General features: G+C 35.2%; 21 protein-coding genes and 1 pseudogene. 10 read left to right on the top strand and 12 right to left on the bottom strand.

Annotation, left to right across the window (positions count from 1 at the left end):
- Nucleotides 1–159: 159 nt before the first annotated feature.
- The 4 genes from H6G44_RS01020 (at nucleotide 160) to H6G44_RS01005 (ending at nucleotide 3,788) form a co-directional block, all read left to right on the top strand.
- The gene (locus tag H6G44_RS01020) at nucleotides 160–552 is read left to right on the top strand and encodes a hypothetical protein (RefSeq protein ID WP_190386021.1); all 393 of its coding nucleotides are present in this window, start codon (nucleotides 160–162) and stop codon (nucleotides 550–552) included.
- A gap of 108 nt (nucleotides 553–660) precedes the next feature.
- Nucleotides 661–1,713 carry a pentapeptide repeat-containing protein gene (locus H6G44_RS01015; protein WP_190386022.1) on the top strand — a complete coding sequence of 351 codons (1,053 nt, stop codon included), beginning with the start codon at nucleotides 661–663 and terminating at the stop codon, nucleotides 1,711–1,713.
- Between the two features lie 62 nt (nucleotides 1,714–1,775).
- On the top strand, nucleotides 1,776–2,837 hold the full coding sequence (locus tag H6G44_RS01010) for a J domain-containing protein (RefSeq protein ID WP_190386023.1): 1,062 nt from the start codon (nucleotides 1,776–1,778) through the stop codon (nucleotides 2,835–2,837).
- Nucleotides 2,838–2,933: 96 nt separating this feature from the next.
- Nucleotides 2,934–3,788, top strand: coding sequence for an EndoU domain-containing protein (locus H6G44_RS01005; protein ID WP_190386024.1), 855 nt, complete (start codon nucleotides 2,934–2,936; stop codon nucleotides 3,786–3,788).
- A 24-nt stretch (nucleotides 3,789–3,812) separates the two neighbouring features.
- Here the strand turns inward: H6G44_RS01005 and H6G44_RS01000 are convergent, their stop codons facing one another.
- Together H6G44_RS01000 and H6G44_RS00995 are read right to left on the bottom strand one after the other, a co-directional pair.
- Complete coding sequence (locus H6G44_RS01000) at nucleotides 3,813–4,184, bottom strand: DUF2237 family protein (protein ID WP_190386025.1); 372 nt, start codon at nucleotides 4,182–4,184, stop codon at nucleotides 3,813–3,815.
- A gap of 243 nt (nucleotides 4,185–4,427) precedes the next feature.
- A complete protein-coding gene (locus H6G44_RS00995; protein ID WP_190386026.1) occupies nucleotides 4,428–6,056 on the bottom strand; it encodes a cyclic peptide export ABC transporter in 1,629 nt (542 codons plus the stop codon).
- 1 nt (nucleotide 6,057) lies between these two features.
- On the opposite strand from H6G44_RS00995, the gene hpnI reads away from it, so the two are divergent.
- Nucleotides 6,058–7,233 carry a bacteriohopanetetrol glucosamine biosynthesis glycosyltransferase HpnI gene (gene hpnI, locus H6G44_RS00990; protein ID WP_190386027.1) on the top strand — a complete coding sequence of 392 codons (1,176 nt, stop codon included), beginning with the start codon at nucleotides 6,058–6,060 and terminating at the stop codon, nucleotides 7,231–7,233.
- Between the two features lie 156 nt (nucleotides 7,234–7,389).
- On the opposite strand, the gene H6G44_RS00985 is transcribed toward hpnI, so the two are convergent.
- A complete protein-coding gene (locus H6G44_RS00985) occupies nucleotides 7,390–7,995 on the bottom strand; it encodes a CAP family protein (protein ID WP_190386028.1) in 606 nt (201 codons plus the stop codon).
- Between the two features lie 106 nt (nucleotides 7,996–8,101).
- On the opposite strand from H6G44_RS00985, the gene H6G44_RS00980 reads away from it, so the two are divergent.
- Both H6G44_RS00980 and cobA read left to right on the top strand, forming a co-directional pair.
- Nucleotides 8,102–8,845, top strand: coding sequence for a sirohydrochlorin chelatase (locus H6G44_RS00980; RefSeq protein WP_190386029.1), 744 nt, complete (start codon nucleotides 8,102–8,104; stop codon nucleotides 8,843–8,845).
- Nucleotides 8,838–9,593, top strand: a complete 756-nt coding sequence (gene cobA, locus H6G44_RS00975; RefSeq protein WP_190386030.1) for a uroporphyrinogen-III C-methyltransferase — start codon at nucleotides 8,838–8,840, stop codon at nucleotides 9,591–9,593. The genes H6G44_RS00980 and cobA overlap by 8 nt, the downstream gene beginning before the upstream one ends.
- Before the next feature lie 69 nt (nucleotides 9,594–9,662).
- Here the strand turns inward: cobA and H6G44_RS00970 are convergent.
- The 8 genes and pseudogenes from H6G44_RS00970 to H6G44_RS00935 all read right to left on the bottom strand — a co-directional run.
- A pseudogene (locus H6G44_RS00970) lies at nucleotides 9,663–10,408 on the bottom strand (SPFH domain-containing protein); the annotation flags it as partial.
- Nucleotides 10,339–10,551: a hypothetical protein gene (locus H6G44_RS00965; RefSeq protein WP_190386031.1), complete on the bottom strand. Its 213-nt coding sequence runs from the start codon at nucleotides 10,549–10,551 to the stop codon at nucleotides 10,339–10,341. The pseudogene H6G44_RS00970 and the gene H6G44_RS00965, both read right to left, overlap by 70 nt.
- Nucleotides 10,541–11,440, bottom strand: coding sequence for a hypothetical protein (locus H6G44_RS00960; RefSeq protein WP_190386032.1), 900 nt, complete (start codon nucleotides 11,438–11,440; stop codon nucleotides 10,541–10,543). Before H6G44_RS00960 ends, H6G44_RS00965 begins: the two co-directional genes overlap by 11 nt.
- Nucleotides 11,424–12,857 carry an ATP-binding protein gene (locus tag H6G44_RS00955; RefSeq protein WP_190386033.1) on the bottom strand — a complete coding sequence of 478 codons (1,434 nt, stop codon included), beginning with the start codon at nucleotides 12,855–12,857 and terminating at the stop codon, nucleotides 11,424–11,426. Before H6G44_RS00955 ends, H6G44_RS00960 begins: the two co-directional genes overlap by 17 nt.
- Nucleotides 12,829–12,972 carry a toxin-antitoxin system HicB family antitoxin gene (locus H6G44_RS00950; RefSeq protein ID WP_190386034.1) on the bottom strand — a complete coding sequence of 48 codons (144 nt, stop codon included), beginning with the start codon at nucleotides 12,970–12,972 and terminating at the stop codon, nucleotides 12,829–12,831. The genes H6G44_RS00955 and H6G44_RS00950 overlap by 29 nt, the downstream gene beginning before the upstream one ends.
- 15 nt (nucleotides 12,973–12,987) lie before the next feature.
- Nucleotides 12,988–13,218, bottom strand: coding sequence for an HNH endonuclease signature motif containing protein (locus tag H6G44_RS00945; RefSeq protein WP_104388058.1), 231 nt, complete (start codon nucleotides 13,216–13,218; stop codon nucleotides 12,988–12,990).
- A gap of 7 nt (nucleotides 13,219–13,225) precedes the next feature.
- A complete protein-coding gene (locus H6G44_RS00940; protein ID WP_190386035.1) occupies nucleotides 13,226–13,432 on the bottom strand; it encodes a hypothetical protein in 207 nt (68 codons plus the stop codon).
- 41 nt (nucleotides 13,433–13,473) lie between these two features.
- On the bottom strand, nucleotides 13,474–13,749 hold the full coding sequence (locus tag H6G44_RS00935) for a hypothetical protein (protein WP_190386036.1): 276 nt from the start codon (nucleotides 13,747–13,749) through the stop codon (nucleotides 13,474–13,476).
- 339 nt (nucleotides 13,750–14,088) lie between these two features.
- Here H6G44_RS00935 and argZ point away from each other — a divergent pair, with 339 nt between their 5' ends.
- Together argZ and H6G44_RS00925 are read left to right on the top strand one after the other, a co-directional pair.
- A complete protein-coding gene (gene argZ, locus H6G44_RS00930) occupies nucleotides 14,089–16,200 on the top strand; it encodes a bifunctional arginine dihydrolase/ornithine cyclodeaminase (RefSeq protein WP_190386037.1) in 2,112 nt (703 codons plus the stop codon).
- 354 nt (nucleotides 16,201–16,554) lie between these two features.
- Nucleotides 16,555–16,935, top strand: coding sequence for a hypothetical protein (locus tag H6G44_RS00925; protein ID WP_190386038.1), 381 nt, complete (start codon nucleotides 16,555–16,557; stop codon nucleotides 16,933–16,935).
- 62 nt (nucleotides 16,936–16,997) lie between these two features.
- Here H6G44_RS00925 and H6G44_RS00920 read toward each other — a convergent pair whose 3' ends face one another.
- A complete protein-coding gene (locus H6G44_RS00920; protein WP_190386039.1) occupies nucleotides 16,998–19,151 on the bottom strand; it encodes a recombinase family protein in 2,154 nt (717 codons plus the stop codon).
- A 58-nt stretch (nucleotides 19,152–19,209) separates the two neighbouring features.
- Here H6G44_RS00920 and H6G44_RS00915 point away from each other — a divergent pair, with 58 nt between their 5' ends.
- Nucleotides 19,210–20,523: a proton extrusion protein PcxA gene (locus H6G44_RS00915; protein ID WP_199291755.1), complete on the top strand. Its 1,314-nt coding sequence runs from the start codon at nucleotides 19,210–19,212 to the stop codon at nucleotides 20,521–20,523.
- Nucleotides 20,524–20,797 lie beyond the last annotated feature (274 nt).

Below are 20,797 nucleotides of genomic sequence, written 5' to 3'. Positions count from 1 at the left end.
AAATCAGTTATGTTCATTGGATGGAAGATATTATGAAATGTTGACATTTTTACCCTTGATAATACTAGTATACTTAAATATGTAAAGTTTTGTAACGACATTCAACATTTCTGATACTGATTATGGTACATTTTATTTGTTCTAGTTACATTTACACTTATGACGGACAAAGTTTTACTACCATCTGCATGGGATAATTTAAATGATGAGGATAAAGAGTTAGCAAAAAAGTTAACACAATCCATCTTACGAGGTGAAGCATCTATTCGACTTTTATCGCAATTACTAAGCGGTGAAGAAATAGATGATAAATTTCACACAACAGCAAACAGTATTGGTAATCACAAATTTGATTTTGAAGTTACTACTCCTGACAAACAACAAACAAGTAGTCCAACTTTAATATTAGCTACTTTTACTGCACCCTCAAGTTCAACGGCTTCAACTATAGTATTTGCTGCTTTAAAAAGGCAGTGTGATAATATTTGTCGTAATGCTAATACCCAGAGAGAAATAGAAATTTGTAAAGGATGTCGAAGACTTTTTCCATAATCAATAGATATCTAGTGAAAAATAATGTAGAGACGTTTTATAAAACGTCTTTCTTAGCATTTAAAATTTTGGCATAGTCTTAAAAAATCACGAGGATATATTTGAGCAATGAGTACAGATAAATCTAAACAACAGAATAGTTCTCAAGTGGACAAACATTTACATTTACAAGAAATATCGGAAGTTAAGGAACTGCGAGAGAAATTTTTGATTATTGCAGAAATTTCTGATCCTTTAACTCGTGAATATCAATTTGCATTGTTAGAAAAAGAGGCAGAAAAAGCCGGTTTATCTGCTGAAACTTACCGTCGTTTATATGAAACATATCTGCCAAATAAAGAATATATTCCGCAATATCCACAAAAACCGTGGGTTTTCAAAGAATGGTTAAGATATTTCCTAGAGTTTCCTAAAAAACAATTGGCTAAAAAAGTTTTGATAATAATTGTAGAAAAAGGACTTTTAATTAGTTTGATTTCAGGAGTATTAAAGTATTATTGGGAAGCACCACAAAGGCAAAAACAAAAAGAATTTCAAGCTTGGACAATCATTAATAATGCTGCTGGAAAAGAAGTTAGTGGTGGAAGAATTTCAGCTTTACAAGACTTGAATGAAAACGGTGTTGAATTATGGAACTTAGTTTTGGATAGAGCTAATTTAAGCGGAATTAAATTAGAGAATGGCAAGCTGGCTCAGACAAGTTTTAAACGTGCAATATTGGAATGTACACAAGAAAAATGTAGTAATTTAAGGAAAGCAAATCTTTATCAAAGTAATTTTTATGATGCTTCTTTATCTAAAATAGATTTTCGAGAAACCAATCTTATTGATGCTAATTTACAAAAAGCATACCTTGAACAAGCTAAATTTCAAAAAGCCCATCTTTATAAGGCTAATCTAAAGGAATCAAAAATTAAAGGAGCAAATTTTCAAGGAGCGGATCTAGAAGATACAAAGTTCAAAGATGCTATAATGTGCGGTGATGTTTTTGATCAAGCTACAAGTTATGAAAAATATATTTGTGCTAATTTTATTGAAGCTAAAAATCTAACTGCTGAACAAGTCAAATCTGCAAAAAACTGGGAAAAAGCCTGTTATGATCCAGAACTAAGGATAAAACTAAATTTACCACCTGAGAACCCTGATTATTGTCAAAATTAACTTAAAATAATAAAATAATAAATGTATTTCTTTTATTAAACCTAAACTTAATTGCATCTGCTATGGTACGCAAAACAAAAACAGTATCCTCAAATACAGTAACTCCCCTAGCACTATCGGACTTACATCTTCAGTTAGAGGGTTTAGAGAAAGAGCACCAATCTCTATTAAAGCAGATTAAAAAAAAGCGGACAGAATTAAATAACTTCGTTGAAAAAATGCGTTCTTTAGCGACAGAGGTATTTCAGCGAGTTAGTCCCAATATGAAAAAAATGGCAGAATTAGATACAGAAATTCATGGTTTATTTACCGAAATTTTAACTACAAGAAAAATGGGAAAGCAAACCCAGAAAAATATTCAATCACTGTACAGAAGTTTGCAAATAGGAGGAATTATTAGTTATAAACATATTGAAGAAGAAGAAGAAGAAAATGATGATAATGAAGAATTAAATGAACTATTTGAAAATGATGATTCCCAGGAAAATCATCAACGTCGTCGTCAATTTTGGGAAGCAGAACAAGATTCACAATCTCCCACAGTACCGAGAACAGACGATTCGAGAAAAATCCGACAGACATTTTTGCGGTTAGCGGAAATCTTTCATCCTGATAAGGTTAAAGACAATGAAACCCAAATGACTCACACAGAAATCATGAAAGAAATTAATAAAGCTTATAAAGAAGGAGATTTAGCGAGACTTTTAGAAATTGAACGTAAATATGAAGTCGGAGAAACAATTGATAATAATAGCGAAGATGATTTAACTCGTAAATGTAAAAATATAGAACAACAAAATCAAATTCTTAAAAATCAATATGACAAATTAAAACAGGAACTCCGGTTAGCAAAAAATACCCCAGAAGGATCAATGGTTGCAGATTATAAAAAAGCCGCTAAACAAGGTGTTGATTGTATTACATTAATGCTGGAAACCATGCAAGCTCAAACTAAAATAGTTGCGGAAATTCGTGATTTTGTTCAAGATTTTAAAGATAAGAAAATAACTATTAAAGAATTTCTCGCAGGTCCACAAAGTCTCCGTTCTAATCAGGAAGATATGATGGAAGAACTACTGGAAAAAATGATGGAAGAATTTGGGGAGATGATGGATTTTAATTAGCAAATCATTTTAAGATTTATTAAGAATAATTGACACTACTATATAGTTTCATATTAGTAATGTGCAAGTATTCACAATAATACTAGTGAGATTTCAATGATATTAAACCTCTTGTCTAAAACCATCAATGTTCAAAGTTGTAAAAATTTGCATGAATTTCGGTGCTTAATTTTAGCAGCAGAACTATTTTTCATCACCACTCTATTTAGTCCCACTTTAGTGAGTGCAGAGGAATTTTTACCTTTCTTTGACAATACAAAGAATCCTGTCAAGGTTAAATTTGGTGGTGTACAAGATTTAACTCCTCCCGCTCCTATGTTGAATAAGTTTGATAAAGCAGTTAATCAACTGTGTGGAGAAGTGGGAACAGTAGTTAAACCCGCTAGGTTTAAAACCATGTTTAACAGTTTTCCCGATGTTTTCAGCAATATTAAAAATAATCTTGGGGGTTATATTTTTCCGAAAAGAACTTCTAATCAAGAATTTCTGGAAGATCTAACTAATCTTTGGTTTAATGCTAAAGGATTTGATCATGTTTTTTGTGGTGAACCAGAAAAAAATAAAATTGGTGGTTTACATTTTGCTGGACGTTACTTGGATTTACAAAATAAACGTATTGCTGGAATTTTACCCAAGTCTGTGAGTACATCTGAAGTTAAACCAGGTGCTGTTTATTCCTTTGGTGTTAAAATGAAAGTGGGTGGAAGGACTGTCAATGATCCACTAAAAGGATATGGTTACACTCTCAATGCAGAAGAGATTTTAACAATTGCAGCGAAAGCATACAAAAATAACCCCAATTCAGAACCTACATCTAAAGCTTGTTTGCTGACTGTAACTGATGATAAGAAAACATTTGTTAATGTTTTTGTTGCTAAAAAAGGTGGTATTCGTACCTTTTATCCTGATGCTACTCCTGATTATCGAAAAAATCCAGAATGTCAGGTTTAGTAACTTTCAATTAATAGGGGATTTCTAATTACGAATTACTCGATGTTTTTGCAAATCTGCTAAATTACAAACTTCCAACGCCCTAGCATGAGTAGCTTCTAAAACTACGGGAGGTGCAACACCATCTTCTAGGGCTTCTTGCCACCTTGCAGCACATAAACACCAACAATCACCGGGTTTTAAGCCGGGAAAGCTAAAATAAGGTGCAGGTGTACTCAAATCATTACCCTGGGATTTAGTATATTGTAAAAATTCCTCTGTGACTTGAGCGCAAACGACGTGCATTCCCGTATCTTGTCCACCTGTGGTACAAAATCCGTCACGGTAAAAGCCAGTCATGGGAGAAGTGCAGCAAAGTTCTAATTTTGTTCCCAGTACGTTTTTAGGTTCTGTCATGATTAATTCCTCACAATTTTAATTTATTAGGGAAAACGAACCACAGAGGCGCGGAGGACGCAGAGAAAGAGGGTTTGAGAGATATTTTGCGTAATACCATTTCTTTGTAAAGTTGCATATAATTTACCCCCCGGCTTCGCCGTCCCCCCTTAGCAAGGGGGGACTACAGGGGGGTTCTTAGCAAGGGGGGACTACATCTGATTATGTGCATCTTCATAGAAAATTGGTATAAGTTCTGATTTTCTAAGTTTGTGGAAGTTTATCAAATTCAATTTTACCATGGTTTAATTTAATAATTCTATCGGCTAAATCAAAATAATGATCGTCATGACTAATTACTAAGATTGTTTTTCCTTGTGCTTTCAATTCTGGTAATAATTGAGTATAGAATACATCTTTGAATAATGGATCTTGATCAGCAGCCCATTCATCAAATAGATAAATTTGCCGATTTTCTAAATATGCTGTTAGTAATGCTAGGCGTTTTCTTTGTCCTTGGGACAGCGCTGTGGTGGAAAGTTGTCCATTTTCGATTTTGACTTTATGATCAAGTTGCAATTTCTCTAAATATTTTTGGGCTTGAATATCTAAGTTATTATTAGCTAATCCTAGTAGTTCTTCAAATAAATAGAAGTCAGAAAATATGACTGAGAAATGTTGCCGATACCATTCGCGGTTGGCTTCTGTAATCAAATTTTTATCTAAAATAATTTCTCCATTTTCAGGAATATATAACCCTGTAATTAATTTAGCTAAAGATGATTTACCACTACCATTACCACCAACAATAAAAACTAGTTCTTGAGGATAAAGGGTAAGATTAATTGGACCAAGAATAAAGCTATTATCTTCTTTGTCTGTGTAATAAGTATGCGTAATATTTTGAAGTTGTAAACTGTGCCAATTTATGAGAGAATTAGGAGGTGCAGTGGCAAGTTCTGCCCGACTGGCTAAGGATAAACCTAAAGATTCAATTTTTTGTAATGCTACGCTGGCTTTACTAATTAATGGTAAATTATTGGAAATATTATCCATAGGTAACATTAAATAAGTAAATGTGAGAATATAACCAGATAAAGTTTCCGCATCAATGGCGAATAAATGTGGTAAAATGAAAAGGACAAAACCAATGGCAAAGAAAAATATTAATTTTCCCCAACTGGTAGTTGTGGCAAATAAGGTTAAACCTTGGACATTATGATTTCTAAATCTACTGGCTGTAGTTTCTAAACGATTACTCAGGAAAAATTGCCGCCGTTGATAATGTAATTTTAGTTCTTTTATTCCCGCCGTAATTGTGCTAAAATTATTAAATAAACTATCCTGATCTTCACGGGCTAAAGCTAATAATTTCTCCCCTCTATCTAATAACCATTTACAACTAGCAATAGCCGCAATCATTAAAACCACAACCATGATAAATACTAACCAAGATAGCCATGTTATATATAATAAACATCCCAAAGCCATGGAAATATCAATACATAAAAAGGGAATAACATAAACAGCATTGGCTACCGCTTGAACATCTTCTGTTAAAGTTGCTAATAACCGGGGATTTCCTAATTGTTCTAAATGACTTAATTCTGAAGCTAATATTTGCCGACTTAACCGCATTCTTAATTGCAAAACCGCATTTTGAGATAAGCGAATTAACATGATTTGGGAAATCACGCCGGTAATTAAGGCCACGGTAACTAAAGCGACGAAACCCCAGGCTATAGTTGTCAGAGGTGCAGCATTGCTTTTACTCGCAGCACTACTAATTAAAGCAATTAATCCCGCACTACTACCACCACTCAAAAAACCTGTAATAATGGCTATTGCTACCATTGTCCAAGAAGAACTTAAAAGAAAGTAGATTAGATTCATTATGTCAATTGTTAATAGTCAGTTGTCAGTTGTTTTAGTCCCTGACTCCCTTCCCTTGATTTTAATTCTTTGTTTATCAGCCGTTTTATTCTACACCTATGGGGTTTATACAGCGATCATTTTTTTGCGGGACTCTCCCCCCATAAACCCGGAATTTCATCCCCCTGTCACTATTCTAAAACCCCTTTGTGGTATAGATCAGGGAACTTATACCAACTTAGCTTCATTTTGTCAACAAAATTATCCCCAATATCAAATAATTTTTAGTGTCCGCAGTTCTACAGACCCTAGTATAGAAGTAATTGAGAAACTAATTCAACAATTCCCAGAAATAGATATTAATTTATTAGTAAAAGATCAGATTATCGGCGCAAATTTGAAAATTAGTAATTTAGCTAATGCTGTCACTATTGCTAAATATGATATTTTAGTAATTGCTGATAGTGATATTCGTGTCGGTTCCGAATATTTAAAAACAGTCATTCAACCATTACAAGATCAAAAAGTCGGTGTTGTTACCTGTTTATATCGTTCGACAGCCCAAGGAATAGCGACTATTTTAGAGGCTATTTGTACAGCCACAGATTTTCAAGTCGGTATTTTAGTTAGCAAACAATTAGAAGGGATAAAATTTGCTTTAGGTTCAACCATTGTCATTCGTAAAACCACATTAACAAAAATTGGCGGTTTTGCGGCTGTAGCTGATTATTTAGCAGACGACTATCAACTTGGCTATTTACCAACTCAAATAGGTGAAAAAGTAGTATTATCTAACTATATTGTAGAACACGGATTAGGACATAGTAGTTTATTAGATTCTATTAATCGTCAAATTCGTTGGGCTCGTTGTATTCGTGTTTCTCGTCCGTGGGGTTATGGGGGATTAATATTTACTTTTGGCACAATTTCTAGTTTACTATTATTAATAACTAATAGTGGTTCTATTTTTTCTTGGTTAGTTTTCTCTATCACTTTCTTAATGCGATTGATTATGGCTTGGTTAATAGGGGTAAAACTTCTTAATGATTCTGTAACTAAAAAGTATTTTTGGTTAATTCCTATTGCAGATATAGTAAGATTTATAATTTGGTGTTGTGGCTTTTTTGGTAATACTATTAAATGGCGAGGAACAAAGTTTAAATTAGTTAAAGATGGTAAATTAGAAATAGGTGTCTGATTTTATTTCATAATCATAGTAATAAGATCAAAACCCTATTTCTTCAATTAAGTCCATAAAAAAAGTCCGTCAGTGCGGACTTAGAAAAATCAAAGCTTTGAAACCCGAACAGGTGGGTTTTACCTATGTAGATACGGTTCATAACCACCCACTTAACTACGGTTTCAAGACGTTAGCGGGAAATTGCCCTTGCACATTACCAGCAGGTAAATAATGACAGACAACATAGAAAGCATTATATTTAGTACCATTCAGAGTTTTAGTACCTTTTGCCGTACCACAACCCAATTGTGTACTACTTTTCCACACAACCTGGGTAAAATGACCAGTGGCCGAAGAAAATCCTGGACTATTATAGTTATAGAGTTTGACTTCATTGTACCATGACTGAACTGCTGTGTTGGCCAGGGTGGCATAGTTTATTGAGGGTGCTGTAGTATAGGAGACATATAAGTTTTCTCCAGCATTATTACGCTGATTAGATGCGCTGTGTTGAAACAATCCATTGGTCGCTAGGTATTGCGCCCAGGCTTGAGCAGTGTTGTTAGCAGAACTACTAGTTGTCATACTAGGACTACGATGGGTAGCTCGATAACTATTATGCTTAGATAAAGAATTGCTTCTAAAAGCGTTCAACTCAGTAGTTGTTTGTGCCAAAGCAGAATTGCAATTAATTGGAATTAAACCTGCAATTATTGCTATTAGTACGACAGTTAAAGCCTTACCAGTTGTTAAGGTAAGAGATGAAAATATTGTATTCATGCCTTTATTATTCCTGTAACCAGAGTAGAAATAAGATAAATTGAGATAGCAAGATCACATCTAATCTTAGCACACCTTACCCTGGATTTTATTCAATCCCCCTAATATGCAAGTTAACAACTTTACAGCTTATCTTTTAGTATCCCATGGGAGTTTTGATCCGCGTCCAGATATTTCTATGCAGCAACTAGCAATTTTACTAGGTAAAATATTACCCGAAAGTGAAAATTTTATCAGTGTTGCTACCTTAGAAGCCAATATCCAACCTTTACATCAGCAAATTCAAGATTTTGCCAATCACGTTCAAGCTTTTGGCTGTAAAATAGTGCAAATTATCCCCCTGTTCTTATTACCGGGATTTCATGTTATGACAGATATTCCCGCAGAAATCGCCCTTGCAAAACAGGCAATAAGTCAAGAAATGAAAATAGAATTGCGCCCTTATATTGGTAGTTATCCTGGATTAGAAAGGTTTTTCGCGGGGATGATCATGACAGTCAAAGCAGATATATCAATTATTTTAGCTCATGGTAGCCGCCGCGCTGGTTCTCATGCCCCTGTAGAAAATATAGCTGCCAGTGTAAGTGCAATTACAGCTTATTGGTCCGTTCCTCCCAGTTTAGAACAGAGAACACAGGAATTGATTACCGCCGGTTATAGACAAATTGCGATTTTTCCATACTTTTTATTCACAGGTGGCATCACTGATGCGATCGCTCAGACAGTAAAAACGCTACAATTAAAATTTCCGTCAGTAACTTTTCAACTCGCGCCACCTTTAGGAACAAGTCCAGAATTTGCTGATTTAATCGGAGATTTCATTAAAAAAGAGGAAAAGATTTTTGGGTAAAGTCTATTTAGTCGGTGCAGGTCCTGGAGATCCTGGACTTATGACCCTCAAAGGAAAAGGTTTATTGGCCTGTGCAGATGTGGTTGTTTATGATGCTTTGGTGAGTCCAGAAGTGCTACAAATGATCAATCCCCAAGCAGAACAAATCAACGCAGGTAAACGCATGGGTAGACATTCACTGTTACAGGAAGTCACTACCCAATTACTGATTGAAAAAGCGGAAAATAATGCTATTGTTGTCCGTCTCAAAGGTGGTGATCCTTTTATTTTCGGTCGTGGTGGGGAAGAAATGGCGGAATTAGTAGCCGCAGGGATACCCGTAGAAGTTGTCCCAGGAATTACATCAGGAATAGCTGCAGCCGCCTATGCTGGTATTCCTCTCACTCATCGCCTTTATAGCTCTTCTGTTACTTTTGTTACTGGACATGAATCTGCTGGTAAGTATAAACCCCAGGTAAATTGGCAAGCAATAGCCCATGGTGCAGAAACCATAGTCATTTATATGGGTATTCACAATTTGCCCTACATTGTAGAGCAGTTTACTCTTGCTGGTTTAAGTTTAAATACACCCATTGCTTTAATTCGCTGGGGAACTCGGCCAGAACAGGAAGAATTAATTGGTGAACTAGGGACGATTGTAGCACAAGTAACAGAAAAGGGATTTCTTGCCCCAGCAATAGCCGTAATTGGTGCAGTCGTTAAAATGCACGATGTATTATCGGATAAGGAAAGAAAGGAAATTAAGTAAAAGGAGCGATTCCTAGGTAGTGGTTCGCTATCGCTAAAAATCGCTAAAATATGCTATTTCAACTTAAACCTATATCTGACTATTATGATTAGTAGATTCAGGTTTAGCAACTACAGGATTAGGAAGCTGTGGAGGTGTGACTATTTTCGATTCTAGATGGGTTTTGCTGTTAGTTTGATTCAAAAGAATCATAGATAATAAACCATCTGCTAAACCATTATTACTGCCATTATTACCACCAACAATGATATCAGGAATAATGCGGACATTGCGATCGCCCACAATTTGCATTAACTGCATAGCCGTGTAACCTTGCAAACCCAAAGCTTGCACACGGACGAGGTAGGTTTCCGCTTTAGCGTTACCCGGGGCGCGAATAGCTTCAGCCTCAGCGACAGCTTTTAGTTTAACAGCTTCCGCTTCACCGGTTGCTTGCTGAATTTGGGCGTTAGCTTGCAATTCGGCAATTGTCACACCTTGTTCCGATTGTACCAAATCTTGCTGAATATCGGCTAATGCTGTTTCCCTGACCAACATTTGTCGTTGAGTTTCGGCCATTTGCTGCACTTCGTAAGTTTTACGTTGTTCCTCCGCGATTTTCCGTTCTGTTAAAGTGTGCATTAATTCAGCCCGGGGGTAATTAAACCAATTAAAGAATCCACGGCTTGCACATCATAAGCATCCAAAGCAGATTTAATGTAGTCAGAAGCTTCCATTTGGCGATCGCTACGGGCAATCAAGAAATCTAAGATGGTATATTCTTGAGCGGAATTACGGAAATAATTGCCCACAATAGGACGCAAAACTTGGTCAATGAAATAATTTCAGGAGTTAGTTCTGCTTCTGGTTGTACTACTTCCCGTTCAGCTAAAATTGATTTGATTTGACTTTCGGAAGCTTTTCCTAAACCTTGTAACAGTGTTTTAAAGCTTTGATTACTAGCTGTGTTAGTTGTCATAATTTGATATTTGGGTATTTGAAAACTTGATTGCTAATCTATCTATTAAGTTGAGTAACTTTAATTCTTCTATGATCTCTTTCATGTATTCATTTTCCTCCATATTAATTTCGGTAAGTGTTGTATTCGATAATAAAGTTATATAATCGGTATCATTTGGTAATAAATAATTGATATAAATTCCTTCTCTATCCTGACTATTGGAAAAGTTTTTAGAATAATATTCATCTGGAATACGCTTTGGTAATGCTCTTGTTGTTAAAATTTCCTCAATAAGCAAGGCTGTTGATTCAGTAATTTCTTGATGATTATATTTTTTACTTATTTCAGTTATTTCATTTTTCCTTGAAACATAAGGAAATAATTCTGCTTTATTATTATATTGAATTGGTAAAATAATAAAATCAGTTGAAGCTATTTCTGCTATTTTCTTTAATGGAGGTTGTGAATTATATGGAGTTAATAAAATTCCTTGATATTTAATTTTTAGTTTACTAGGTAAATGATTAGATATCTCAGTTTGTAAGATTTCTTTTAGCCTTAAAATTTGTTCAATTCCATTTTCTAAGGAGTTGTGATTCTTACCTTTCATTTCAATAATTGTGCAAATACAAGAATTAGAATCAATATAAACAGACATATAATCTGGACGCTTTAATGCTTGATTTCCAATAAGAGGATCATTTCTTCTATCTATTTCAAACAAAATACATATAGCTTGATTTTCAGAATCTAAAGTTATCCGAAAATGTACTCTACTTTCTTTAGGAACGCTTCTTCCTGGTACTGTACAGAAGACTAGGAGATTTTCTAGAAAGTTAAAATTTTGCCAATCAAGTTTATCTTTTTTATCCTTGAGAATTTGAGCAGGATTATTCTTCTGCTTCATCTGCTTTTTCTTGTCCTGCTTCATAAATTTGAAAAAACTTTTGTTGAATATCTACAGAAACATCACTTAAAGTATCCCATCTAATGCCATAATCTGGATCATTTAATGAAACTAATTTATTATCTTTCATTTCATACGCACTAACTTTATCCATAGGTAAAAATGCTCTTTCATCTTGAAGGTATAAAGATGAAGATTGACGTTTTAATATTTCATGATTTTCATGATTACCATTAACTAAATTATTCAAATGTGCCATAACATAAGGACTATGGGTTGTGAGTAAAATTCTTACGCCAAGATTGACCAGAATAGATAATGCTTCCAGTAGCTTTGCTTGTGATTCTGGGTGTAAGTTCATCTCTGGTTCATCTATTACCAGAAAATCACCTTTACTTGCACGATATCTTAAATATAAAAGTAATGGTGCAAGTTGTTTTATAGAAGACGAAGCGTTATATAGGTCAATTTCTAAACCTCTTTTAACTGATACCTTAATTTCTTTTCCACCTAGTTTAGTAGATTTTAGATTAGTTTTATTTTTGTTTTGTAGCTGGTTTTCAATTTCATCAGCTAATTTCTGAAATTCATTCTTATCGCTTGGGTTAATTTTCGTTGTTTTCTGAAGTTCTATATTAGATAGAAAATCTAAAAAATCTTCTACTGGTTGTGGATAAAGAATATCATCTTGATCTTTTGATAGATCAAATAAACTGGTACTAAATAATTCTCTTTGCGCTCTTTGAGCATCTTTAAGAAGTTTATAGCGCCTATTTTCTAATATTTTATAGGTATTTACAAAAGCATTACGTTCAGCCGGAAATGGAAAGGCATTAGGAAAAAGTATTGCTTTAACAATAAGTATAAATGACAATTTTATTCTATTGTTTAAATCAGTAAATTTATTATTTGAGCTTATATCTATTTCCTCAATTTCACTATCTATCTTAAAAAATAAAATATCATCTTGGCGACTAATTTTCATAGAAGTTTCACCCATCACATCAAAAACTTTCTGTTGAATTAGTTGATGTATTGCATTTTCCACTTCTTGACGAGAAATGATTAGTTGAAATGATGTTTCCAAAAAAAGCTTGCGACTAGAATCTTGAAAAAATGATTCTAACGTACTTCCTTTAAAATTTTTTGCTGTTTCTTCCACATCCTTTATAAATAAATCAAGTAGATTATTATCTATTGTCAAAGACCAAGTACCTTCTCCTTGCTGATTAATTTTTAAATTATGAGAAGTATATGATGGAGTACGTAAAATTCTACCAGCACGCTGCCACAAACCGTAGGTAGAATAGGCAATATAAGTTTTACCTGAGTTATTTGGTCCAATAATTACTGTCAGAGGACGCAAATCTAACTCTGTTTCTTGAATACTACCTAAGTTTGAGAATTTGATTTTCATTTTGACGAGTTAAAGCATAAACTATATATTGATTCAAAGAAACAGCTTCAATTTCAGCTAACTTAATTAAATGTTGGTGTAGTGTTTCTGGTAATCTCAGTGTTAATCTACTCATTATTATTCCACTAAATTAAAACCTATCAATATCTATATTTAATTCACCACTATGGTACTTACGATGACACTCTGGACAGAACGTGATCATATTTTGTAGATCAGCTTCTCCTCCTTCGCTGTAAGGAATCAGATGATGTCCATGTGCTTTTTGTGTAATTTTTCCACACACCATACATTGATATCCTTCAACTTCTTTAACTTCCTTTTGTACTTTCCTATGTTCGTAAGGTCGTTGTTTTCCCATTTTGATATTATTCATCACTATCACTCGAATCAAGAAATTTCAATTCCTGTGCGGGAAGAGATTTCATATCTCTTTCAACTATAGTTCCTCTTGCCTCTGGAGCAATTTGTTTTTTTAGTTTTTTTATTCCACTAGAAATCTCTTCTTGTTCCGTTTCTGTCAACATATCAATTCTAACAGTAATTGCCCGATTTCTCTCCGAATTTTTAGTCATGATTAACACCTTGAATGGATATGAAATACCTGATAATTTTTCTAAAAAGTAGTTACTTTTACTTTTCCTTGTGGAGTTTCTTGAACCGTACTAACTTCCATGACATTTGTCTCATCTATGTGAGTAATTACTAAGTTAGGAGTTTGGTTAATTCTGGGCATTTTGTTCTCATCTAGACTTATGGAAATTACGAAAACTTCTCCTTTTTGATTCTTGATAACAACATGATAGCCTGAATCTATAGGCCATAAATTTATTACCTCTTCTCCTTCTTTAAGAATTTTGATTTCTGGTGGAGAGATATGATTAGCTAACATAGTTATGTTCTCCATTTTGTAAAAAGAAAGTCATAGTACGATTTTAATATACAGTACATCCAAAAAACAATCTTGTAAAGAAATTTTAATTATTGTAGAGCAAGTTCAGCCAATAATCAGAATCACCCATCAATTAACAAGTTAATATTACATTACAACACAACCTTTGTGACGTTACCTCTCACATCGTCCCCAGCAGTTATAGAATAATAACGATATCCTTGTAAAGCCTACCAAGAACAAAAGGTAGAGGTTAAGTAGCAGATTTGACAGAATTGGATCACCAAAACTCTGTATCCAGAAGACATTAGTAGCATTTTAGAAGTTAGTAAGATTTTTATGGTTTCCCAAATTCGGTTTTTGATGTGCGCTCCCGACCATTATGATGTGGATTATGTGATTAATCCTTGGATGGAAGGTAATATTCACAAGTCCTCACGCGATCGCGCAGTAGAACAATGGAATAAATTATACAATGTCATTAAAGATCATGCCATTGTTGATTTAGTTGAACCCGAAAAAGGCTGGCCTGACATGGTATTCAGTGCTAATGCAGGTTTAGTCCTCGGTAAAAATGTCGTTCTCAGCCGCTTTTTACATAAAGAACGTCAAGGGGAAGAACCGTATTTTCAACAGTGGTTTGAACAAAATAGTTTTAATGTTTACACACTTCCCAAAGACCTCCCCTTTGAAGGCGCTGGCGACGCGCTTTTAGACCGGGAAGGGCGGTGGTTATGGGCTGGATATGGTTTTCGGTCAGAATTGGATTCTCACCCCTTCCTGGCTAAATGGTTGGACATTGAGGTGATTTCTCTGCGCTTAATGGATGAGCGTTTTTACCACCTTGATACCTGTTTTTGTCCTTTAGCAAATGGTTATTTGCTGTATTATCCCGGTGCGTTTGATTCCTATTCTAACCGCGTTATTGAAATGCGCGTCGCACCAGAAAAGCGCATCCCTATTTCGGAAGCTGATGCTGTTAACTTTGCTTGTAATGCGGTGAATGTTGATAGTATCGTGATTATGAACAAGACCAGTGATGGTTTAAAATCACGGTTAGCAGAAGTTGGTTTTCAAGTCATTGAAACTCCTTTGACGGAATTTCTCAAAGCTGGTGGTGCTGCTAAATGCTTGACTTTGCGGGTTACAGAACCTGTGAGAGAAGAACTACACGCTAATGTATCTGTAGAAAGTCGTGTAGTTCGCATGGAAGGGCATTTACTAGATGCGGGTTTAATTAACCGCGCTTTAGATTTAATCGTGGAAATGGGGGGAAGTTTCCAAGTTCTGAAATTCAACTTGGGAGAACAACGTCAAAGCACCTCCGCGGCTGAGGTTCGGGTATCTGCACCATCCCATGATGTCATGGAAGGGATTATATCTCAACTAATTGATTTAGGTGCGGTTGATTTACCCCATGATGAACGAGATTCTAAATTAGAACCAGTATTACAAGCTGGTGTAGCTCCTGATGATTTCTATGTTAGCACGATTTATCCTACAGAAATTCGGGTAAATGGACAATGGCTAAAAGTCGAAAATCAACGCATGGATGGAGCGATCGCTATTTCCACAACTACTAATGGTATAGTAGCAAAATGTAAACTATTGCGAGATTTAGAAATTGGTGAACAGGTAGTAGTTGATGTATTAGGTATCCGCACTGTCCGCAAAGCTGAATCACGAGAACAACGCAACTCCCAAGAATTTAGCTTCATGTCCTCTGGTGTTTCCAGCGAAAAACGAGTAGAATTAGTTGTGGAACAAGTGGCTTGGGAATTACGTAAAATTAAGGATAGTGGTGGTAAAGTAGTTGTCACCGCAGGTCCAGTTGTTATTCATACTGGTGGTGGTGAACATCTATCACGACTGATTAGAGAAGGTTACGTTCAAGGTCTTTTGGGTGGAAATGCGATCGCTGTTCATGATATGGAACAAAATATCCTGGGTACTTCCCTGGGTGTGGATATGAAGCGCGGTGTAGCGGTACGCGGTGGACATAGACACCATTTAAAGATAATTAACACTGTCCGCCGATTTGGTAGTATTTCTAAAGCTGTAGAAGCGGGAGTAGTTATCAGTGGGGTAATGTATGAATGTGTGAAAAATAATATTCCCTTCTCCCTCGCTGGTTCAATTCGTGATGATGGACCTTTACCCGACACCCAAATGAACTTGATATTAGCACAACAGGAATATTCGCAAATTATCCAAGGTGCAGATATGATTTTGATGCTATCTTCCATGTTACATTCCATCGGGGTGGGAAATATGACCCCCGCAGGTGTGAAGATGGTTTGTGTGGATATTAACCCGGCTGTAGTGACGAAATTGAGCGATCGTGGTTCAATAGAATCTGTAGGGGTAGTAACAGATGTGGGTTTATTCCTCAGTTTGTTAACTCAGCAATTGGATAAGTTAACAAGTCCTTATGTTGCTAATGTAGGCTAAGGAAGGTTTCACACAAAGGCGCAAAGACGCAAAGTATTTTTCTGGGCGTTTTTGTGTCTTTGGTTTAGAAGTTTTTTCATGCAGAATCGCGGAGAGTTATAATACAAGCACCACTAACAACACAATTAAAGTATTATATAGAAATTATAGAAATTAGCGAAGTTTTGAATTTTGGTGAATCTAGTTTTTGTATACTACTTATTGAAGTACAGAATGTGGGTTATAATATTTCAGTCATCTAACTTAGGGTCAATTCAAGATATCTAACTTAGGATTAATTAAATTACTTTAACTAAAACATAAGCTGTTTGTAGCAGACTAGTTTTAACTATTGTATTTTGGAGATATAAAATTATGTTGTCAGCAAATTTCACAACTTCTAAGACAGAAAAAGATGCTCCTGTAATTGATTTTAATGCAAATTGGTTGTCTGAATTAAGTTCTGAACAAGCGGCTGATATTGTCGGAGGATTTACACTTACAAATAATACAGAAGCACCAAGAACTTTCTATAATTTTGGGGAGAAGTTACCTCTACAACAACAAACTTTAAAACCGGGAGAAAGTGGTACTTATCCAGGAGAGTTTCTTTTGTATAATTCTTCAGTATCAAACTCTGGAATTAGTCCAGCAATATTTAAACCAGACTCTTCTGGTTCATTCAGTTTAAATCAATCAGGAAATAAGATCATTCCTACTGATCTTAGCGCCACTGGTGGAAATGCAGATTGCTAAAAAGTCTTAAATTTTTTATAATCAGCCTCTGGAATGTAACTAGAGGTTTTATTTATAGCTATTTATACCACCTGAAAAGAATGAACTAAGTTTAACAATGGTCCCATTTGTTCCTGTCCATTGACAGCCAAATCACTGTGACACAAATACAATTTATCAGATACACGCGCCAGTAAATCGGTGATAATTCTTTGTAGCCTTTGTTCTTCCGCTAATTGTTCATTTTCTGCTGTCCAAGGTTGTCCTAATCTATCCCTCAAAAATAAGTTAGCACCAAATAAGCTCGCAGCACCACCTTTTGCCCACAGCGGTGAAGCAATATCTAACCAAAAATGCCAACGGTGATTTTTCCGACTTGCACGGTACTGAAATATGGTTGCTAAGGTGACAGCTTTTTTACTATTACCACTAGGACGCATAGGATAGGGATTTGCAGTAATTGTCCCCCGTTGGAGCAGTTGAATAAATTCATTAACGGTAATACTAAGAGCTTCTGGTGTATGCAGTGAGAATAATAGAGAATCAGTTTGTTTTAAACGAGTATCTATTTCCCAATAATGTTGAGCAGATTCTAGTAGTTCTCTTAATACTGCTAATTCCTGATATGAAGAATTTTTATCCTTATATATAAAGTCTTGAATAGCTTTGTACAATAGAAAAACAGGGTGTTGATATTCCTCTCTCTGTTTCCCAATCCATTGTAATATTTCTTCATAGGACTCAGTAGCAATATGGCCAATTCTGTCCCAGCGTTCAAAAGTTTTTATTGGTAATAAATTGGGTGTGTTGGGGTGAGGAACGAAACAAGTATCAGCTATTAACCCAGCCCGCACCGGGTCTATTTTAGAATGATAGAATTCCGTTTCCTCTCCATTTTGGCTGTGATATTGACTCAAAACCACCAACATTTCCGCTACTGCATTCCTATCTACTAACCGCCCCAAACCAGTATAAACTAGAGCCATGAGGGTAAGTAAGGCTCTGACTACTGAGGAACTAATTAAAGGGCGTTGTTCGTTGAGAGGTTCTACTTCAATATTTTGTTTAGTTAATATTTTTACCAGTGTATAACGAGCGATCGCATCTAATCCTGGTGCAATAATTACTACCTCATCTGCCGCTACTTTACCGGAGTTCACCCCAGCAATAATTATTTCGGCGGTTTGACGCAATAACTGGGCACGGGAATTAGTTTGAATAGGTTGTACACCACTTGGTAAACTCAAGGTCATGATTGGCTGTGTTACCAATTCTACCATTTGCTCAGTTAAAGAATAACCCAAACTATCCGCGGGTGGATTGGTTAAATTTTCCACTTGACAACGCCCAGACAATCTGGATAAATACTGAGGATCAGCACCCAAACCCCAGCGTACCGCCCCATGATGATTATAGCTAAACGCGCCCACAGCGCCGGCATCTAATAAAAATTCAAATAAATTAGCAGCGATCGCTGGATAATCATCTACATCATCTGCTATAATCATCTGGAAGCGTTTCTTGAGATGCTCCTGATAGCTACAATGAGTTAATAGTTTGTGGTGATAAAGTTCGGTAATTAGAGCATAAGTCAATAAACCCCGTTCTAAACACCAATTTCGCCAATTTAATAGCAAAGAACCCAAAAATTCCGGCGCTAAATTGATAGAATTATCTTTTAAACCACTGTCCAATATTTGGGAAATTTTTTCACAGGGTACACCACTATAAGCCGCTAATTGCCATAAGTCTAGGATAAGTCTTACCAAACGATTCTCGTTCATACCGACAAGCCGCAAAACCTCTGAATCTAACTGAGAACTCCAAAGTTTTGTTGCCAATTCCTGTTCGGTTTCTGGACGTAGTCTGACTGGAAATTGCGCTTTGACAGACATTGAATTAATTAGTAATGGCCAAAATAAAATTACCTCGTCTTGCAAAAAACCTAAAGGGGTTTTGACGCGAATAGGATATTTTCCTAGTGTTAAAGCAGTAAGTCTATCAGCTAATTCTCTGCGGTTATCATCATTAGCGGACAAAAATAAAATACTTAGTTCTTTTTGATGTAATTTTAGACTTGAATCTGTAGATTGAGGTTGAGAAGTGTTAATATTTTTGTTATAAAATAAACCAGAAACTTGATTGTTAATTTGCAACCAAGAGCTAAAATGGTTTACTAAACGAGTAGTTTTACCACTCCGACTAGTGCCAAAAATCCAAATAGAATCAGAAATCATGGTTTTTGCGTTAACTTAAAGTTAAGAATTTAGTGGATAATGCCAAATAATCATTTCGATGAAAAATACAGTGTTTAGCCAAAAAATATACCCCTTTTTACTGGCTGCTTACAGATGGTATTTACTGACACCAGAGCGCTCTTTAGATACAGCTTATCAAGCGGCCATAAAAATTAAGGACATTGAAGATAAACACTTCAATGGTAACAAAATAGACTCCAAATTTACCATGCACAGTTCCAGCGTCATGGATTATTTTCAAGGAGATTTACAAAAGTTATTAAAAACTGTGCAAATGCGGCTGACAGAATTTAAAGCTAGTCGGTGGTTTGCGAATGAATCTAAACAAAAGGCCGCTCTAAAATTGGGTATAGAATATACTAATTCAGCAGTAATTTTAGAGAAACTAGAATTCATTGATCAAGTTACTTCTAAATACACCGATAATGATATAGAACCAACTTATGAAGATAGAAATTTGCAAACAGTTACACTACCTACAGATTTAGTTAATTCTCAACCGTTTATCCCTAAAACATCAAATCAGACTAACAAAAACATCAAAAAAGGAAAAACGAATACCACAGGTATTTTACCGCGCTCAATTTTCAATACTATTACTCGACTACAAGTAGAATTAGATCCAGAGTCTGAACAAGATGTAGTTCAAAATTTTCGTAAAGCTCAACAAAGAAGTATTATCTCAATTCGATTTATACTTTTACTAATTATTGTTCCTCTTCTGACCCATCAACTATCAAAGGTTTTAATTGTCGGACCATTGGTAGAACATTTCCGCGATGAGAAAAAAGTAGAAATTTTCTTAAATGGAGAAATGGAAGAAGAAGGATTATTAACATTACAAAGATTTGAAGAAAGAATTAAATTTGAAGCATTAATTAGTAATGCACCTCCGCTTGAGGCTGAAGAATTAGAAACAAAATTGAAGGAGAAAGCTGAGGAAGTAAAGGAGGAATTTAGGAAAGAAGGTAATAATGCCATTAAAAATGTATTTGCTGATATTTTTGCAGTAATTACTTTCACTATTTTATTACTTGTGAGTAAATCTTCTATTGCCGTTTTAAAAGATTTCTTTGATAATGTAGTGTATGGTTTGAGTGATAGTGCTAAAGCATTTATTATCATTTTATTTACAGATGTTTTTGTTGGTTTCCACTCTCCCCATGGGTGGGAAGTTCTTTTAGAAGGGATATCAAGACATTGGGGATTAGCAGCCAATCGTGATTTTATTTTTTTGTTTATTGCCACATTTCCCGTAATTTTAGATACGATTTTTAAATATTGGATTTTCCGCTATTTAAATCGGATTTCACCTTCTGCCGTTGCTACTTATCATAACATGAATGAATAGCCAAAATTTTGCTAACTTTATAATTAGTTACCTGTATTTATAGCCAGTTTGATTATGGGGATATAACCACTCCCCAACCAAGAACTTGCTCCTCCAGAATGTCGGTTAGGAAAAGGATTAGAGTTATTTTGGTTTAGAAATCGTCTTGAACCTTATATGATTAAAATTCAAGGTTTAGATGGAAGATGGAAGACTTGATACTACCACAAATTTTGTTGAATAGGAGTGTATAATCAAGGAAATATGGTTGCACCACACGATCAAAATCTCAAAC

This window comes from Aphanizomenon flos-aquae FACHB-1287 (assembly GCF_014698755.1).
GTDB classification, from domain to species: domain Bacteria; phylum Cyanobacteriota; class Cyanobacteriia; order Cyanobacteriales; family Nostocaceae; genus Dolichospermum; species Dolichospermum flosaquae.
Note: the sequence above shows the minus strand (reverse complement) of the source record. Positions and strands in the feature narration are given on the sequence as shown.

What these genes read in the sequence shown, in the direction of transcription:
- H6G44_RS01020 (WP_190386021.1), top strand. Translation starts at nt 160, where the DNA reads ATGACGGACAAAGTTTTACTACCATCTGCATGGGATAATTTAAATGAT.
- H6G44_RS01015 (WP_190386022.1), top strand. Translation starts at nt 661, where the DNA reads ATGAGTACAGATAAATCTAAACAACAGAATAGTTCTCAAGTGGACAAA.
- H6G44_RS01010 (WP_190386023.1), top strand. Translation starts at nt 1,776, where the DNA reads ATGGTACGCAAAACAAAAACAGTATCCTCAAATACAGTAACTCCCCTA.
- H6G44_RS01005 (WP_190386024.1), top strand. Translation starts at nt 2,934, where the DNA reads ATGATATTAAACCTCTTGTCTAAAACCATCAATGTTCAAAGTTGTAAA.
- H6G44_RS01000 (WP_190386025.1), bottom strand. Translation starts at nt 4,184, where the DNA reads ATGACAGAACCTAAAAACGTACTGGGAACAAAATTAGAACTTTGCTGC.
- H6G44_RS00995 (WP_190386026.1), bottom strand. Translation starts at nt 6,056, where the DNA reads ATGAATCTAATCTACTTTCTTTTAAGTTCTTCTTGGACAATGGTAGCA.
- hpnI (WP_190386027.1), top strand. Translation starts at nt 6,058, where the DNA reads ATGTCAATTGTTAATAGTCAGTTGTCAGTTGTTTTAGTCCCTGACTCC.
- H6G44_RS00985 (WP_190386028.1), bottom strand. Translation starts at nt 7,995, where the DNA reads ATGAATACAATATTTTCATCTCTTACCTTAACAACTGGTAAGGCTTTA.
- H6G44_RS00980 (WP_190386029.1), top strand. Translation starts at nt 8,102, where the DNA reads ATGCAAGTTAACAACTTTACAGCTTATCTTTTAGTATCCCATGGGAGT.
- H6G44_RS00965 (WP_190386031.1), bottom strand. Translation starts at nt 10,551, where the DNA reads ATGACAACTAACACAGCTAGTAATCAAAGCTTTAAAACACTGTTACAA.
- H6G44_RS00960 (WP_190386032.1), bottom strand. Translation starts at nt 11,440, where the DNA reads ATGAAGCAGAAGAATAATCCTGCTCAAATTCTCAAGGATAAAAAAGAT.
- H6G44_RS00955 (WP_190386033.1), bottom strand. Translation starts at nt 12,857, where the DNA reads ATGAAAATCAAATTCTCAAACTTAGGTAGTATTCAAGAAACAGAGTTA.
- H6G44_RS00950 (WP_190386034.1), bottom strand. Translation starts at nt 12,972, where the DNA reads ATGAGTAGATTAACACTGAGATTACCAGAAACACTACACCAACATTTA.
- H6G44_RS00945 (WP_104388058.1), bottom strand. Translation starts at nt 13,218, where the DNA reads ATGGGAAAACAACGACCTTACGAACATAGGAAAGTACAAAAGGAAGTT.
- H6G44_RS00940 (WP_190386035.1), bottom strand. Translation starts at nt 13,432, where the DNA reads ATGACTAAAAATTCGGAGAGAAATCGGGCAATTACTGTTAGAATTGAT.
- H6G44_RS00935 (WP_190386036.1), bottom strand. Translation starts at nt 13,749, where the DNA reads ATGTTAGCTAATCATATCTCTCCACCAGAAATCAAAATTCTTAAAGAA.
- argZ (WP_190386037.1), top strand. Translation starts at nt 14,089, where the DNA reads ATGGTTTCCCAAATTCGGTTTTTGATGTGCGCTCCCGACCATTATGAT.
- H6G44_RS00925 (WP_190386038.1), top strand. Translation starts at nt 16,555, where the DNA reads ATGTTGTCAGCAAATTTCACAACTTCTAAGACAGAAAAAGATGCTCCT.
- H6G44_RS00920 (WP_190386039.1), bottom strand. Translation starts at nt 19,151, where the DNA reads ATGATTTCTGATTCTATTTGGATTTTTGGCACTAGTCGGAGTGGTAAA.
- H6G44_RS00915 (WP_199291755.1), top strand. Translation starts at nt 19,210, where the DNA reads ATGAAAAATACAGTGTTTAGCCAAAAAATATACCCCTTTTTACTGGCT.